General features: G+C 71.1%; 10 protein-coding genes. 8 read left to right on the top strand and 2 right to left on the bottom strand.

The window, feature by feature from the left end:
* Positions 1-42: 42 nt before the first annotated feature.
* Positions 43-960, bottom strand: a complete 918-nt coding sequence (locus ACZ6ZQ_RS22340; RefSeq protein WP_469770249.1) for a carbohydrate kinase family protein — start codon at positions 958-960, stop codon at positions 43-45.
* A 136-nt stretch (positions 961-1096) separates the two neighbouring features.
* Here ACZ6ZQ_RS22340 and ACZ6ZQ_RS22335 point away from each other — a divergent pair, with 136 nt between their 5' ends.
* Entirely contained in the window at positions 1097-1525 is a 429-nt protein-coding gene (locus ACZ6ZQ_RS22335; RefSeq protein ID WP_469770248.1) for a Rieske (2Fe-2S) protein, read from the top strand.
* 95 nt (positions 1526-1620) lie between these two features.
* Here the strand turns inward: ACZ6ZQ_RS22335 and ACZ6ZQ_RS22330 are convergent, their stop codons facing one another.
* A complete protein-coding gene (locus ACZ6ZQ_RS22330; protein WP_469770247.1) occupies positions 1621-2565 on the bottom strand; it encodes a hypothetical protein in 945 nt (314 codons plus the stop codon).
* Positions 2566-2889: 324 nt separating this feature from the next.
* On the opposite strand from ACZ6ZQ_RS22330, the gene uvrC reads away from it, so the two are divergent.
* From uvrC to ACZ6ZQ_RS22295, 7 genes are all read left to right on the top strand, one after another.
* Positions 2890-4950 carry an excinuclease ABC subunit UvrC gene (uvrC, locus tag ACZ6ZQ_RS22325; RefSeq protein WP_469770246.1) on the top strand — a complete coding sequence of 687 codons (2061 nt, stop codon included), beginning with the start codon at positions 2890-2892 and terminating at the stop codon, positions 4948-4950.
* The gene (gene rapZ / locus ACZ6ZQ_RS22320; protein ID WP_469770245.1) at positions 4947-6038 is read left to right on the top strand and encodes an RNase adapter RapZ; all 1092 of its coding nucleotides are present in this window, start codon (positions 4947-4949) and stop codon (positions 6036-6038) included. Before uvrC ends, rapZ begins: the two co-directional genes overlap by 4 nt.
* Entirely contained in the window at positions 6035-7069 is a 1035-nt protein-coding gene (locus ACZ6ZQ_RS22315; protein ID WP_469770244.1) for a gluconeogenesis factor YvcK family protein, read from the top strand. Before rapZ ends, ACZ6ZQ_RS22315 begins: the two co-directional genes overlap by 4 nt.
* Positions 7060-8049: a DNA-binding protein WhiA gene (whiA, locus tag ACZ6ZQ_RS22310; RefSeq protein WP_469770243.1), complete on the top strand. Its 990-nt coding sequence runs from the start codon at positions 7060-7062 to the stop codon at positions 8047-8049. Before ACZ6ZQ_RS22315 ends, whiA begins: the two co-directional genes overlap by 10 nt.
* A 170-nt stretch (positions 8050-8219) precedes the next feature.
* Entirely contained in the window at positions 8220-11165 is a 2946-nt protein-coding gene (locus ACZ6ZQ_RS22305; RefSeq protein ID WP_469770242.1) for a M14 family metallopeptidase, read from the top strand.
* Between the two features lie 193 nt (positions 11166-11358).
* Positions 11359-12363 carry a type I glyceraldehyde-3-phosphate dehydrogenase gene (gap, locus tag ACZ6ZQ_RS22300; protein WP_469770241.1) on the top strand — a complete coding sequence of 335 codons (1005 nt, stop codon included), beginning with the start codon at positions 11359-11361 and terminating at the stop codon, positions 12361-12363.
* Between the two features lie 110 nt (positions 12364-12473).
* Positions 12474-13685 carry a phosphoglycerate kinase gene (locus ACZ6ZQ_RS22295; RefSeq protein ID WP_469770240.1) on the top strand — a complete coding sequence of 404 codons (1212 nt, stop codon included), beginning with the start codon at positions 12474-12476 and terminating at the stop codon, positions 13683-13685.
* Positions 13686-13689 lie beyond the last annotated feature (4 nt).

The raw sequence follows: 13689 nt of genomic DNA, 5'->3' as shown, positions 1-13689 counted from the left end.
GGGCCCGCCGCCGCCCGGGGGCGGCGGGCCCGTCGATGGGCGCTACCCCAACTCCGACGCGTACGGCGGCTCCGCGCCCGTGCGGGAGCAGGTCAGCGCCGCCGAACGGGCCGCGAAGGTGAGGACCTCGCGCCAGCCGGGCCCGGTCAGGGCGAGCAGGGCCTCCGGGGAGAGCACGTCGAGCCGTGCCAGGACGTGCAGCAGCGCCGCGTTCACCGTGTCGCCCGCGCCGATCGTGTCCGCGACGGTCACCGCCTCCGCCGGGACGGAAACCTCCAGGCCGTCCCGGGTGTACACCGTGAGCCCCCGCTCCGCGCGCGTCAGCACCACCGCCGAGGGGCCCTCTCCGAGCCACCGCTGCGGGGAGTCACCGAGCCATTTCGCGTCGTCCTCGGAGAGCTTCAGCATCGACACCGACGGCAGCCAGCCCGCGAACCGCGCCCGGTACGCGTCAGGGTCCGGGATCAGCCCCGGCCGGATGTTCGGGTCGAGCAGGGTGAAGCGCCCGCGCCCCGCCTCCCGCCGCAGCAGCGCCTCGTACGCGCTCGCTCCCGGCTCCAGCACCATCGAGCACGTCCCGAACGCCAACGCCCGGACCTCACTGGGCAGTTCGGGCGGCAGCTCGAAGAGCCGGTCCGCGCTGCCGGACGCGTAGAAGCCGTATCCCGCGGAGCCGTCCGCCCCGATCGCGGCGACCGCGAGCGTCGTGGGCTCCGGTCCGCGCTGCACCAGGGACGTGCCGACGCCCGCCGCGCGCAGCCCGTCCAGCAGTGCCTCGCCGAAGCCGTCCGTCGAGACGCGTGAGCAGAAGGTGACGGTCGCGCCCAGTCGGCCCAGCGCCACGGCAGTGTTGTACGGGCCGCCGCCGAGTCGTGGAAGCAGCGCCGGCAACCGTCCGCCGTCGACCTCCGCCTGCTGCGGGACCAGGTCGATCAGGGACTCACCGGCGACGACGATCACGGCTGAAAACGTAACCCATCGTTCCGGGGCGCGACAGTGCGTCTCCGGGCACGACCCGCCCGCAGGCCCCGCGATCTGCGCCGGTATCGTCGGGTCTGTCGCCAACCCCCCCCCACCTCTGACCAGTGGAGACTTCATGTCCGGCCACCTCGCCGCCCGCCGTACCGTGCTGAAAGGCGCCGCCCTCGCCGGGGCTGCCGGGCTGGGGGTCGCCGCCTGCTCCACCGACTCCAAGGTGGGCCACGCCCAGGTCCCGACCCCGACCGCGCCGGTCGAGCTCGGCGCCGCGGACGCGGTTCCGGTCGGGGGCGCCAAGCTCTTCCGCGAGCAGCGACTCGTCGTGCACTGCCCGGCGAAGGGCCAGTACAAGGCGTTCAGCGCGCAGTGCACGCACGCCGGCTGTGTCCTGGACAAGGTGGAGGGCACGGAGGGGAACTGCCCCTGCCACGGCAGCCGCTTCGACTGCACCACCGGCGAGGCCGTCCAGGGCCCGGCGACCGTGCCGCTCCCGGAGGTCCCCGTCACGGTGCGCGACGGGAAGCTCGTCGCCGGGCCGTCCGCGTAGGGCCCTGCGGCCAGGGACTCAGCCCCAGGCCACGACCCTGGCCTGACCAAGGCTTCGACTCAGTCCAAGGCCTCGACTCAGTCTCAGGCCTCGACTCAGTCCCAGTCCCAGGCGATCCCCAGGATCCCGGGCCGCACCCCGTGCTCGACCAGATGGACCGTTCGGTGCCGGCCGCTCAGCGTCAGGTCCGTACGGCCCGTCCGTGGCGCCCCCGCGGAGGCCTGCGCGAAGCGCCGGCACCGCACCGGCAGTGCCGCCTCGTCGAACCGCACCTGCAGCACGTACTGCCCGCCCGCGAAGCTGAAACCCCGCATGTACTCACCGCTCGGCCCCGCGGTCCCGTCCTCGAAGCCGTAGCCGAAGAGGTACGTCTCGCCCGCCCGCAGCCGCGCGTCGAAGAGCAGCTCCGCCACCAGCACCCCGGTCTCCCGGTCGCTCCGCACACGCCCCGTGCGGCAGTTCTCCGTCGCCCGCACCACCACCCGTGCGGGGTCGCAGCCGGGATCGCCCCGGTGTATCGCCAGATAACGGTCCATCCCGTCGCGGTGGGCCCGCACGACATGCTGCGAGTCGCGCCCCAGCAGCTCGCGCCCCGCCCCGATCCGTACCCGCTCGTGGTGCCCCACGGTGTGCAGTCCGCCGTCCGCCGGCTGCTCCAGCCCGGCCAGCAGCCGCTCCACCACGCCGGACACCTCGACCAGCGAACGGTACGACCGTGCGGCGGGGCGGTCCGTGCCGGCCCGCCCGCCGCCCTCGGGGAGCAGCCGCAGCAGGGAGTTCCCCGGCAGCTGGAGCACCTCCTCCAGGGCTCGTACGGCTCGTAGCGACTCGGGGCGCTGGGGGCGGCGCGCGCCCTGCTGCCAGTAGCTCAGACTGGTCACCCCGACCTTGATCCCGCGGTGTGCGAGATGGTGCTGGACCCGCTGGAGCGGCAGTCCGCGCACCGCGAGCGCCGCGCGCAGCGCCAGATGGAAGGGGCCGGTGTGCAGCACCTGGGCCAGCTCGGCCTCGGTGTGCGCGGGGTGCGTGGCGTGCCCCATGGGGACTCCTCAGTGAACGTTCACGGCGGCTCGGCGGGTCGTCTCGCCGCCGGCCGCGGGCGTGCAGGTGGACCGAAAGCGGCTGTTCACACCCCGTACGCGCCGTTCGCAGCCGCATATCTCCCGGCATTGAAGCGTGTTGATCCGGTCCGGACAACGGCAGATGCTCACGGCACGCGTCCGGACGCGATCCTCCGACCCTCGAGCTCCCCGGCACCCTGCGTCTGCGCCCGTTCGCGGCACGGGCACGGGGGAGCCCCGGCGGCCCGTCGGCGTCCGGCCGGCGGGCCCCGGTTGTCGGCGGCCGCCAGTAGGGTGGGCGGCATGGCAGACCCCTCCAGCTACCGACCCAAGCCGGGTCAGATCCCCGACTCGCCAGGGGTCTACAGGTTCCGTGACGAGCACCGCCGGGTGATCTACGTCGGCAAGGCGAAGAGCCTGCGGCAGCGGCTCGCCAACTACTTCCAGGACCTGGCGAGTCTGCACCCGCGCACGCGCACGATGGTCACGACCGCGGCCTCCGTGGAGTGGACGGTCGTCTCCACCGAGGTGGAGGCGCTGCAGCTGGAGTACTCCTGGATCAAGGAGTTCGACCCCCGGTTCAACGTCAAGTACCGGGACGACAAGAGCTATCCGTATCTCGCAGTGACGATGAACGAGGAGTTCCCCCGGGTCCAGGTCATGCGCGGCGCCAAGAAGAAGGGCGTGCGCTACTTCGGTCCGTACGGGCACGCGTGGGCGATCCGCGAGACCGTCGATCTGATGCTCCGGGTCTTTCCCGTGCGGACCTGCTCCGCCGGGGTCTTCAAGAACGCCGCACGGACCGGCCGCCCCTGCCTCCTCGGCTACATCGGCAAATGCTCGGCGCCGTGTGTGGAGCGGGTCACCCCGCAGGAACACCGCGAACTGGCCGAGGACTTCTGCGACTTCATGGCCGGCCGCACCGGCACGTACATCCGCCGCCTGGAGAAGGACATGATGGCGGCCGCCGAGGAGATGGAGTACGAGCGGGCGGGCCGGCTGCGCGACGACATCGAGGCCCTCAAGCGGGCCATGGAGAAGAACGCGGTGGTGCTGGCCGATGCCACCGACGCCGATCTGATCGCGGTCGCCGAGGACGAGCTGGAGGCCGCCGTCCAGATCTTCCACGTCCGCGGCGGCCGGGTGCGCGGCCAGCGCGGCTGGGTCACCGACAAGGTCGAGGCGGTCGACACGGCGGGCCTGGTCGAGCACGCGCTGCAGCAGCTGTACGGGGAGGAGAGCGGCGACGCCGTCCCCAAGGAGGTCCTCGTCCCGGCCCTCCCCGAGGACGTCGACGCGGTCACCCAGTGGCTGAGCGGGCGGCGCGGGGCGACCGTGTCGCTGCGCATTCCGCAGCGCGGTGACAAGAAGGACCTCATGTCGACGGTCGGGCGCAACGCGCAGCAGGCCCTCGTGCTGCACAAGACCAAGCGCGCCAGCGATCTGACGACCCGCTCCCGGGCCCTGGAGGAGATCGCCGAAGCGCTGGGCCTGGAGTCGGCGCCGCTGCGGATCGAGTGCTTCGACATCTCGCATCTGCAGGGCGAGGACGTGGTGGCGTCCATGGTCGTCTTCGAGGACGGTCTGCCCCGCAAGGGCGAGTACCGGCGCTTCCAGATCAAGGGCCGTGTCGGAGACACGCAGGTCTGGCACGGCCAGGGCCAGGACGACGTCCGCTCGATGCACGAGGTGATCAGCAGGCGCTTCAGGCGCTATCTGGCCGAGAAGGAGAAGACGGGGGAATGGGATCTCCCCGCCGAAGGCGGGGCACGGTCGGCCGAGGACGGTGAGGTTCCGGCGGACGAGGGCAACGGGAAGCCGAAGCGGTTCGCGTACCCTCCCCAGCTCGTGCTCGTCGACGGCGGTCAGCCGCAGGTCGCGGCCGCCCAGCGGGCCCTGGACGAGCTGGGCATCGACGACGTCGCCGTGTGCGGCATCGCGAAGCGGATGGAGGAGATATGGCTGCCGGGCGAGGACGACCCGGTCGTGCTGCCGCGCTCCAGCGAGGGGCTCTACCTCATCCAGCGCGTCCGTGACACGGCTCACGACTTCGCGATCCGCTACCAGCGCTCCAAGCGCTCCAAGCGGCTGCGGACCAGCCCGCTCGACGCGGTGCCCGGCCTGGGCGAAACGCGCAAGCAGGCTTTGATCAAGCATTTCGGCTCGGTGAAGCGGCTGCGGCAGGCGACAATCGAGCAGATCTGTGAGGTCCCCGGCATGGGCCGGAAGACGGCCGAATCCGTCGTCGTGGCCCTCGCCCAGGCGGCCCCGGCCGCGCCCGCCGTGAATACGGCGACAGGAGAGATCATTGAAGAGGACGACGGGGCAGCAGGAACGACCGAGGACGGGGGCAGCACGGAATGACCGAGCACACCAGACCTGAGCAGGCCGGGGCCGGGCAGGCGGGCACCGGCGAGGGCGGCACCGCACCGGGAGGCACGGCCGCACCGGACGCCGCCGCACCCGGCGGCACCGGGCCGGCGGGCAGCGAGCCCGGCCGCCCGCAGCACGACAGCACCGACCGAGAAGAACACGGAGCAGGAGACGTGAGTACGGGTACGACGAGCGAGGCCGGGCCGGCCGCCGACGGGGCCATCCCCGAGCTCGTGATCATCTCCGGAATGTCGGGCGCGGGCCGCAGCACCGCGGCGAAGTGCCTGGAGGACCTCGGCTGGTTCGTCGTCGACAACCTGCCGCCCGCGCTGATCCCCACCATGGTGGAGCTCGGCGCCCGTTCCCAGGGCAATGTGGCCCGTATCGCCGTCGTCGTGGACGTCCGCGGCCGGCGGTTCTTCGACAATCTCCGCGAGTCGCTCGCGGACCTCGACGCCAAGCAGGTCACCCGGCGGATCGTCTTCCTTGAGTCGTCCGACGAGGCCCTGGTGCGCCGTTTCGAGTCCGTGCGCCGCCCGCACCCGCTGCAGGGCGACGGCCGCATCGTCGACGGCATCGCCGCCGAGCGGGACCTCCTGCGGGAGCTGCGCGGCGACGCCGACCTGGTGATCGACACCTCCAGCCTCAACGTCCACGAGCTGCGCGCCAAGATGGACGCCCAGTTCGCGGGCGACGAGGAGCCGGAGCTGCGGGCCACCGTCATGTCGTTCGGCTACAAGTACGGCCTCCCGGTCGACGCCGACCTCGTGGTGGACTGCCGCTTCCTGCCGAACCCGCACTGGGTCCCGGAGCTGCGCCCCTTCACCGGCCTCAACGAGGAGGTGTCGGGCTACGTCTTCAACCAGCCGGGCGCCAAGGAGTTCCTCAACCAGTACACCGAGCTGCTGCAGCTGATCGCGGCGGGCTACCGGCGCGAGGGCAAGCGGTACGTGACGATCGCCGTCGGTTGCACCGGCGGCAAGCACCGCTCCGTCGCCATGTCCGAGAAGCTCGCCGCCCGGCTCGGCTCCGAGGGGATCGAGACCGTCGTCGTCCACCGTGACATGGGGCGCGAGTGACCGGTCGTACTCTTCGTCTGCGCCGGCTGCGGGGCAGCGACACGCCCCGCACCGGCCGCAGGCGCGGCGCCCAGCCCAAGGTCGTCGCGCTCGGCGGCGGAATGGGTCTCTCGGCGTCGCTGGCGGCCCTGCGCCGGATCACCGGCGACCTCACCGCGGTCGTCACCGTCGCCGACGACGGCGGCTCCAGCGGCCGGCTCCGGGAGGAGCTCGGCGTGCTGCCGCCCGGCGATCTCCGCAAGGCGCTGGCGGCGCTGTGCGGTGACGACGACTGGGGCCAGACCTGGGCCAGGGTCATCCAGCACCGCTTCCAGTCCCAGGGCGAGCTGCACGAGCACGCGGTCGGCAATCTGCTGATCGTCGCCCTCTGGGAACAGCTCGGCGACCATGTGCAGGCGCTGGACCTGGTCGGCAAGCTGCTCGGCGCGCACGGCCGGGTGCTGCCCATGTCCGCCGTACCGCTGGAGCTGCAGGCGCTGGTCAAGGGGCACGACCCCGACCGTCCCGACGAGATCCGCACGGTCCGGGGGCAGGCGACGGTGGCGCTGACCCGGGGCGAGGTGCAGTCCGTGCACCTCGTGCCGAACGATCCGCCGGCCGTCCCCGAGGCCGTGGCGGCGGTCCTCGACGCCGACTGGGTGGTGCTGGGGCCGGGCTCCTGGTTCTCCTCGGTGATCCCGCATCTGCTGGTGCCGGAGCTGCTGGACGCGCTGGTCGAGACGAAGGCCCGCCGTGTTCTCTCCCTCAACCTTGCGCCGCAGCCGGGAGAAACGGAGGGGTTCTCTCCGCAGCGTCATTTGGAGGTTTTGGGGCGACACGCCCCTAAACTCGCCCTGGACGTGGTGCTGGCCGACGAGGCCGCCGTGCCCGACCGCGAGTCCCTCGCCGACGCCGCCGAGCGGTTCGGTGCCGCGGTCGAGCTGGCGCCGGTGGCCAGGCCCGACGGGGCTCCGAAGCACGATCCGGAGCTGTTGGCCGCCGCGTACGACCGTATTTTTCGGATGCATGGAAGGATCGGCCCATGGCGATGACGGCAGCGGTGAAGGACGAAATCTCCCGGCTCCCCGTCACCCGGACCTGCTGCAGAAAGGCGGAGGTCTCGGCGATCCTGCGGTTCGCGGGCGGGCTGCACCTGGTCAGCGGCCGCATCGTGATCGAGGCGGAGCTGGACACGGGCATCGCGGCGCGCAGGCTGCGCAAGGACATCCTGGAGATCTTCGGGCATGCCTCGGACCTCGTCGTGATGGCCCCGGGCGGGCTGCGTCGCGGGTCGCGCTACGTCGTACGGGTCGTTGCGGGCGGTGACCAACTCGCCCGCCAGACCGGTCTGGTCGACGGCCGGGGCCGGCCCATTCGCGGACTGCCGCCGCAGGTCGTCTCCGGAGCCACGTGCGACGCCGAGGCGGCCTGGCGCGGGGCCTTCCTGGCGCACGGTTCGCTCACCGAGCCGGGCCGCTCCTCCTCGCTGGAGGTGACCTGCCCGGGCCCGGAGGCCGCGCTGGCGCTGGTCGGCGCCGCGCGCCGGCTCTCCATCGCCGCGAAGGCTCGCGAGGTGCGCGGGGTGGACCGGGTCGTGGTGCGCGACGGCGACGCGATCGGCGCGCTGCTGACCCGGCTGGGGGCGCACGAGTCGGTCCTGGCCTGGGAGGAGCGGCGGATGCGCCGCGAGGTCCGTGCCACCGCCAACCGCCTGGCCAACTTCGACGACGCCAATCTGCGCCGCTCCGCGCGCGCCGCGGTGGCCGCCGGTGCGCGGGTGCAGCGCGCGCTGGAGATCCTCGGCGAGGAGGTGCCCGAGCACCTCGCCGCAGCGGGCCGGCTGCGCATGGAGCACAAGCAGGCCTCCCTGGAGGAGCTGGGCGCCCTCGCCGACCCGCCGCTGACGAAGGACGCGGTCGCGGGCCGCATCCGCCGCCTCCTGGCCATGGCCGACAAGCGTGCGCAGGACCTCGGCATCCCGGGCACGGAGTCCAACCTCACGGATGAAATGGCCGACGGCCTGGTGGGCTGAGAGCCCCCAACTCGCCGCTGCCGGCGCCCGGATGGGCGCCGGCAGCGGCGTTTCCGTATCCCCGGCCCGCACCTGACGACACTCGCCCCTCACGCCATCTTGACATGATCATGAACTGTCATGAGCCTGGCATCTGTTTCTTTCGCGACAGACGAAAGCAAGGGGGGCCAATGAGACGAAGAGCAAGATCGATCCTTGCCGCGACCTCACTCCTGATCGCCGGACTGGCGGCCGCGCCACTCGCTCGGGCCGACCAGGGCGGAGAGGACGACGGACTGTCCGTATGGCATGCGAAGGTCACCAGGGCACAGGTTCCGCTGCTCCTCGCGGCCGGTGCCGACGGTCATGAACTGACGGAACAGGTGCCGGACACGGGCACCGCCACCATCGAGATGTACCTCACCGACGAACAGGCCCGCGAGCTGCGCGGGAAGGGCGTCGGCATCACCGAGCACACCGTCCCCGCCGCGGCCGGGAAGCGCCTCGCGGCCGCGGGCGACGGCGTCTTCCGCCCCTACGGCGGCAAGGGCGGGCTCAAGGAGGAGATCCTCGCCACCGCCGGCGCCAATCCCTCGATCACCAAGGCCGTCAGCATCGGCAAGAGCCTGGACGGCCAGGACATCCTCGCCCTCAAGGTCACCAAGGGCGCCAAGAAGTACCGCGACGGCGCCAAGCCGGCCACTCTCTACCTCTCCAACCAGCACGCCCGTGAGTGGATCACCCCCGAGATGACCCGGCGGCTGCTCCACCACTACCTCGCGAACTACGGCAAGGACCCGCGCATCACCAGGATCGTGGACACCACCGAGCTGTGGTTCGTGCTCTCCGCCAACCCCGACGGCTACGACTACACACACGCGTCGCCCGACAACCGCCAGTGGCGCAAGAACCTCCGCGACAACAATCGTGACGGCAGGATCACCCCCGGCGACGGCGTCGACCTCAACCGCAACTTCTCCTACAAGTGGGGCTACGACAACGAGGGTTCGTCCCCCGACCCCGCCGACGAGACCTTCCGCGGCACGGCCCCCGGCTCCGAACCCGAGACCAGGGCCCTCGACGCCTTCCAGGATCGCATCGGCTTCGAGTACGGCATCAACTACCACTCCGCCGCCCAGCTGCTGCTCTACGGCGTCGGCTGGCAGGTCGCCTCCCCGACCCCGGACGACGTCCTCTACAAGTCCCTTGCGGGTACGCCCCAGAAGTCCGCCGTACCCGGCTACCGCCCCCAGCTCTCCTCCGAGCTGTACACCACCAACGGCGAGGCCGACGGCCACGCGGCCAACGTCAACGGCATGATGATGTTCACCCCCGAGATGTCGACGTGCGCGACCGCGTCCCGGGTGGACCCGAACGACCCCTGGGAGCCGGGCGACTGCGCGTCCGTCTTCACCTTCCCCGACGACGAGAAGCTGATCCAGCAGGAGTTCGCCAAGAACATCCCGTTCGCTCTCGCCGTCGCCGAGACCGCCGCCCACCCCGACCGGCCGTCCTCCCCGGTCGGCATCGAGGCCCCGGACTTCACCCCGGACCCGTTCTCGGTCTCGTACGCGCGTGGCGACCAGCAAGTCTCCGTCACCGCCCGCAGGTCGCTGCGTGACAAGGAGCTCAACTACCGCATCAACGGCGGCCGTACGCACGACGAGGACCTCACGGCCTGGAAGGGCGGCGACGTCTACGGCGGCGAGGACAACATCCGCTTCGACCAGTACCGTGCCGAGGTGGAAGGCGCCGGGGCCGGTGACAAGGTCGAGGTCTGGTTCACCGGCCGCACCCGGGACGGCAAGCGGGTCTCCAGCACCCCGTTCACGTACACCGTCGCCGAACGGCCCCGCGCCGACACCCTCGTGCTCGCCGAGGAAGGCGCACCCGGCACCCCCGCCCAGCACACCGCCGCCTACACCAAGGCGCTCGCCGACAACGGCCGCAAGGCCGCCGTCTGGGACGTCGCCACCCAGGGCACGCCGCACGCCCTCGGCGTCCTGTCCCACTTCCGGACCGTCGTCTGGTACACGGGTGCCGGCAAACCGTCCGGCCCGGTGATGTTCGCCGTCCGCGACTTCGTCAACGAGGGCGGCAAGCTCATCAACGCCGGTGAGGAGAACGGCGGGAACATCAACATCGGCCGCGCCGAATCGGACGACTTCGCCCAGTACTACCTCGGCGCGTACCGCCGCGCCGGACTGAAGTCCCCGCCCGGATTCGCCGGAACGGGATCCTTCGCCGGGACGAAGGCGGTCCTCGGCGACGCCACGGCCAACCCGCTGAACGCGGCGGGCGCGTACACCGTCACCTCCGACACCCTGAAGCCCGATCAGTTCCCGCAGTTCCGCAGCTCGGCCGCGGGCGACTACCCCGGTGTGCGCACCCCCTTCGAGCCGTACGAGGGCAGCTCCTTCGCCGCGGCCCGGCACTCCGACGACTCCTGGATGCGGCTCAGCCGGACGGTCGACCTGACCGGCACGGCGGCGTCGGCCGCGCCCGGCCTCCGTTTCCAGCTCAGCTACGACACCGAGCAGGACTACGACAACGTGGTCGTCGAAGCCCACACCGTCGGCCAGGACGACTGGACGACCCTGCCCGACGCCAACGGCGGCACGACCACCGAGACCCCCGCGGAGTGCGACGCGGGCTTCTACGTCGGCGGCCATCCCTTCCTGGCCCACTACCTCACCGTGGGAGCCGACAGCTGCGCGCCGACCGGCACGACCGGCGGCTGGAACCGGTTCACCGGCAGCTCCAACGGCTGGCAGCCGGTCTCCGTCGACCTGAGTGCCTACGCGGGCAAGCAGGTCGAGCTGTCCATCTCCTACATCTCCGACCCGGGCACCGGCGGCCTCGGTGTCTTCGCCGACGACACGAGCCTCGTCATCGGCGGTACCCCGCAGGGCGCGGAAGGCTTCGAGACCGCCCTCGGCCCGTGGACCGTGACCGGACCGCCGGCAGGCAGCCCGGGCAACGGCTCGGACTGGGCGCGCTCACCGGCGCTCTTCCACTCCTACGCGGCCGTCGCCACCCATGACACCGTGCTCCTCGGCTTCGGCCTGGAGCATGTGGCGAGCGCGGCCGAGCGCAAGCAGATCATCGGAAAGGCGCTCAGCGCGCTGCGGCGTTGACCCTGTGTAGTCGCATCGAGCCCCGATGGCCCGTACTTGTCGGTAGGTACGGGCCATCGGCGCGCACCGGAATGTGCGGGCGTGCTCGATGTCACTCCCGCTGCCCCGGGGAGGTAGGGTCGTAAGCGGTCGGGGACATCCCATACAGCTCGCCGGCGTCGAAACCCGGCGTACCAACGAGGAGATCGGTTTCGTGACGATCCGCGTAGGCATCAACGGCTTTGGCCGCATCGGTCGTAACTACTTCCGCGCGCTGCTGGAGCAGGGTGCTGACATCGAGATCGTGGCTGTCAACGACCTGGGTGACACCGCGACCACTGCTCACCTGCTGAAGTACGACACCATCCTGGGCCGCCTCAAGGCGGACGTCAGCCACACCGCCGACACCATCACGGTCGACGGCCACACCATCAAGGTGCTCTCCGAGCGCAACCCCGCCGACATCCCGTGGGGCGAGCTGGGCGTCGACATCGTCATCGAGTCGACCGGCATCTTCACGAAGAAGGCCGACGCCGAGAAGCACATCGCCGGCGGCGCCAAGAAGGTCCTCATCTCGGCTCCGGCCAAGGACGAGGACATCACCATCGTGATGGGTGTCAACCAGGACAAGTACGACCCGGCCAACCACCACGTCATCTCCAACGCCTCCTGCACCACCAACTGTGTGGCGCCGATGGCCAAGGTCCTGGACGAGAACTTCGGGATCGTCAAGGGCATGATGACCACGGTCCACGCGTACACCAACGACCAGCGCATCCTGGACTTCCCGCACTCCGACCTGCGCCGCGCCCGCGCCGCCGCGGAGAACATCATCCCGACCTCGACCGGTGCCGCCAAGGCCACCGCGCTGGTCCTCCCGCAGCTCAAGGGCAAGCTGGACGGCATCGCCATGCGCGTCCCGGTCCCGACCGGCTCCGTCACCGACCTGGTCCTGGAGCTCGACCGCGAGGTCACCAAGGACGAGATCAACACCGCCTTCCAGAAGGCCGCCGAGGGCCAGCTCCAGGGCATCCTGGAGTACACCGAGGACCCGATCGTCTCCTCGGACATCGTGAACTGGCCGGCCTCCTGCACCTTCGACTCCTCCCTGACCATGGTCCAGGGCAAGCAGGTCAAGGTCGTCGGCTGGTACGACAACGAGTGGGGCTACTCCAACCGTCTGGTGGACCTGACCGTCTTCGTCGGCAACCAGCTCTGATCAGCGGCCGGTAGCAACACCTCGATGTGAGCCACAGGGCTCGGGCAGCGCAAGGAAGCGCTGTACGAGCCCTGTCGCTTGTCCTCGATCTCCCCTAGGAGCCATCACACATGAAGACGATCGACGAACTTCTCGCCGAAGGCGTCACCGGCAAGCGGGTCTTCGTCCGCGCCGACCTCAACGTGCCGCTGGAGGGCACCACCATCACCGACGACGGTCGTATCCGGGCCGTACTGCCGACCGTGAAGGCGCTCGCCGACGCGGGCGCCCGGGTCGTCGTCGCCTCCCACCTGGGCCGCCCGAAGGGCGCCCCGGACCCGGCCTTCACGCTCGCGCCGGCCGCCGCGCGCCTCGGCGAACTGCTCGGTGCCGATGTCGCGTTCGCGACCGACACGGTCGGTGAGTCGGCCCGCGCCACCGTCGACGGTCTCGCCGACGGCCGGGTCGCCGTGATCGAGAACCTCCGTTTCAACGCCGGTGAGACGTCCAAGGACGACGCCGAGCGCGGCGCCTTCGCCGACCAGCTCGCCGCCCTCGCCGATCTGTACGTCGGCGACGGCTTCGGAGCCGTCCACCGCAAGCACGCCTCGGTGTACGACCTCCCGGCCCGGCTGCCGCACGCCGCCGGCTACCTCATCGCCACCGAGGTCGGCGTACTGAAGAAGCTCACCGAGGACGTCAAGCGGCCGTACGTCGTCGTCCTCGGCGGCGCCAAGGTCTCCGACAAGCTCGCCGTCATCGACGAGCTGCTCGGCAAGGCCGACCGCCTCCTGATCGGCGGCGGCATGGCGTACACCTTCCTCAAGGCCAAGGGCCACGAGGTCGGCATCTCCCTCCTCCAGGAGGACCAGATCCCGACGGTGACCGAGTACATGGAGCGCGCCGAGAAGCACGGCGTCGAGCTCGTGCTGCCGGTCGACATCCTGGCCTCGGCCGAGTTCCCCGACCTGAAGACGAAGGCCCCGGCCGAGTTCACCGTGGTCGACGCCGACAAGATCCCCTCCGACAAGGAGGGCCTGGACATCGGCCCGAAGACCCGCGAGCTGTACGCGTCCAAGATCGCCGACGCCGAGACCGTCTTCTGGAACGGCCCGCTGGGCGTCTTCGAGCACCCCGACTACGCGGGCGGCACCCGCGCGATCTCCCAGGCGCTCGTCGACAGCTCGGCCTTCACCGTCGTCGGCGGTGGCGACTCGGCCGCCGCCGTCCGCACGCTCGGTTTCGACGAGAACGCATTCGGCCACATTTCGACCGGCGGTGGCGCGAGCCTCGAATACCTCGAGGGCAAGACGCTCCCCGGCCTCGCCGCACTGGAGGACTGACTTT

Source organism: Streptomyces sp. NPDC053673, assembly GCF_055585225.1.
The sequence above is the reverse complement of the archived record's forward strand: the minus strand, read 5'-3'. Positions and strand labels throughout refer to the sequence as shown.

Excerpts from the sequence above, each read along its gene's own strand:
- ACZ6ZQ_RS22335 (WP_469770248.1), top strand. The coding sequence starts at position 1,097 with ATGTCCGGCCACCTCGCCGCCCGCCGTACCGTGCTGAAAGGCGCCGCC.
- ACZ6ZQ_RS22330 (WP_469770247.1), bottom strand. The coding sequence starts at position 2,565 with ATGGGGCACGCCACGCACCCCGCGCACACCGAGGCCGAGCTGGCCCAG.
- uvrC (WP_469770246.1), top strand. The coding sequence starts at position 2,890 with ATGGCAGACCCCTCCAGCTACCGACCCAAGCCGGGTCAGATCCCCGAC.
- rapZ (WP_469770245.1), top strand. The coding sequence starts at position 4,947 with ATGACCGAGCACACCAGACCTGAGCAGGCCGGGGCCGGGCAGGCGGGC.
- whiA (WP_469770243.1), top strand. The coding sequence starts at position 7,060 with ATGGCGATGACGGCAGCGGTGAAGGACGAAATCTCCCGGCTCCCCGTC.
- ACZ6ZQ_RS22305 (WP_469770242.1), top strand. The coding sequence starts at position 8,220 with ATGAGACGAAGAGCAAGATCGATCCTTGCCGCGACCTCACTCCTGATC.
- ACZ6ZQ_RS22295 (WP_469770240.1), top strand. The coding sequence starts at position 12,474 with ATGAAGACGATCGACGAACTTCTCGCCGAAGGCGTCACCGGCAAGCGG.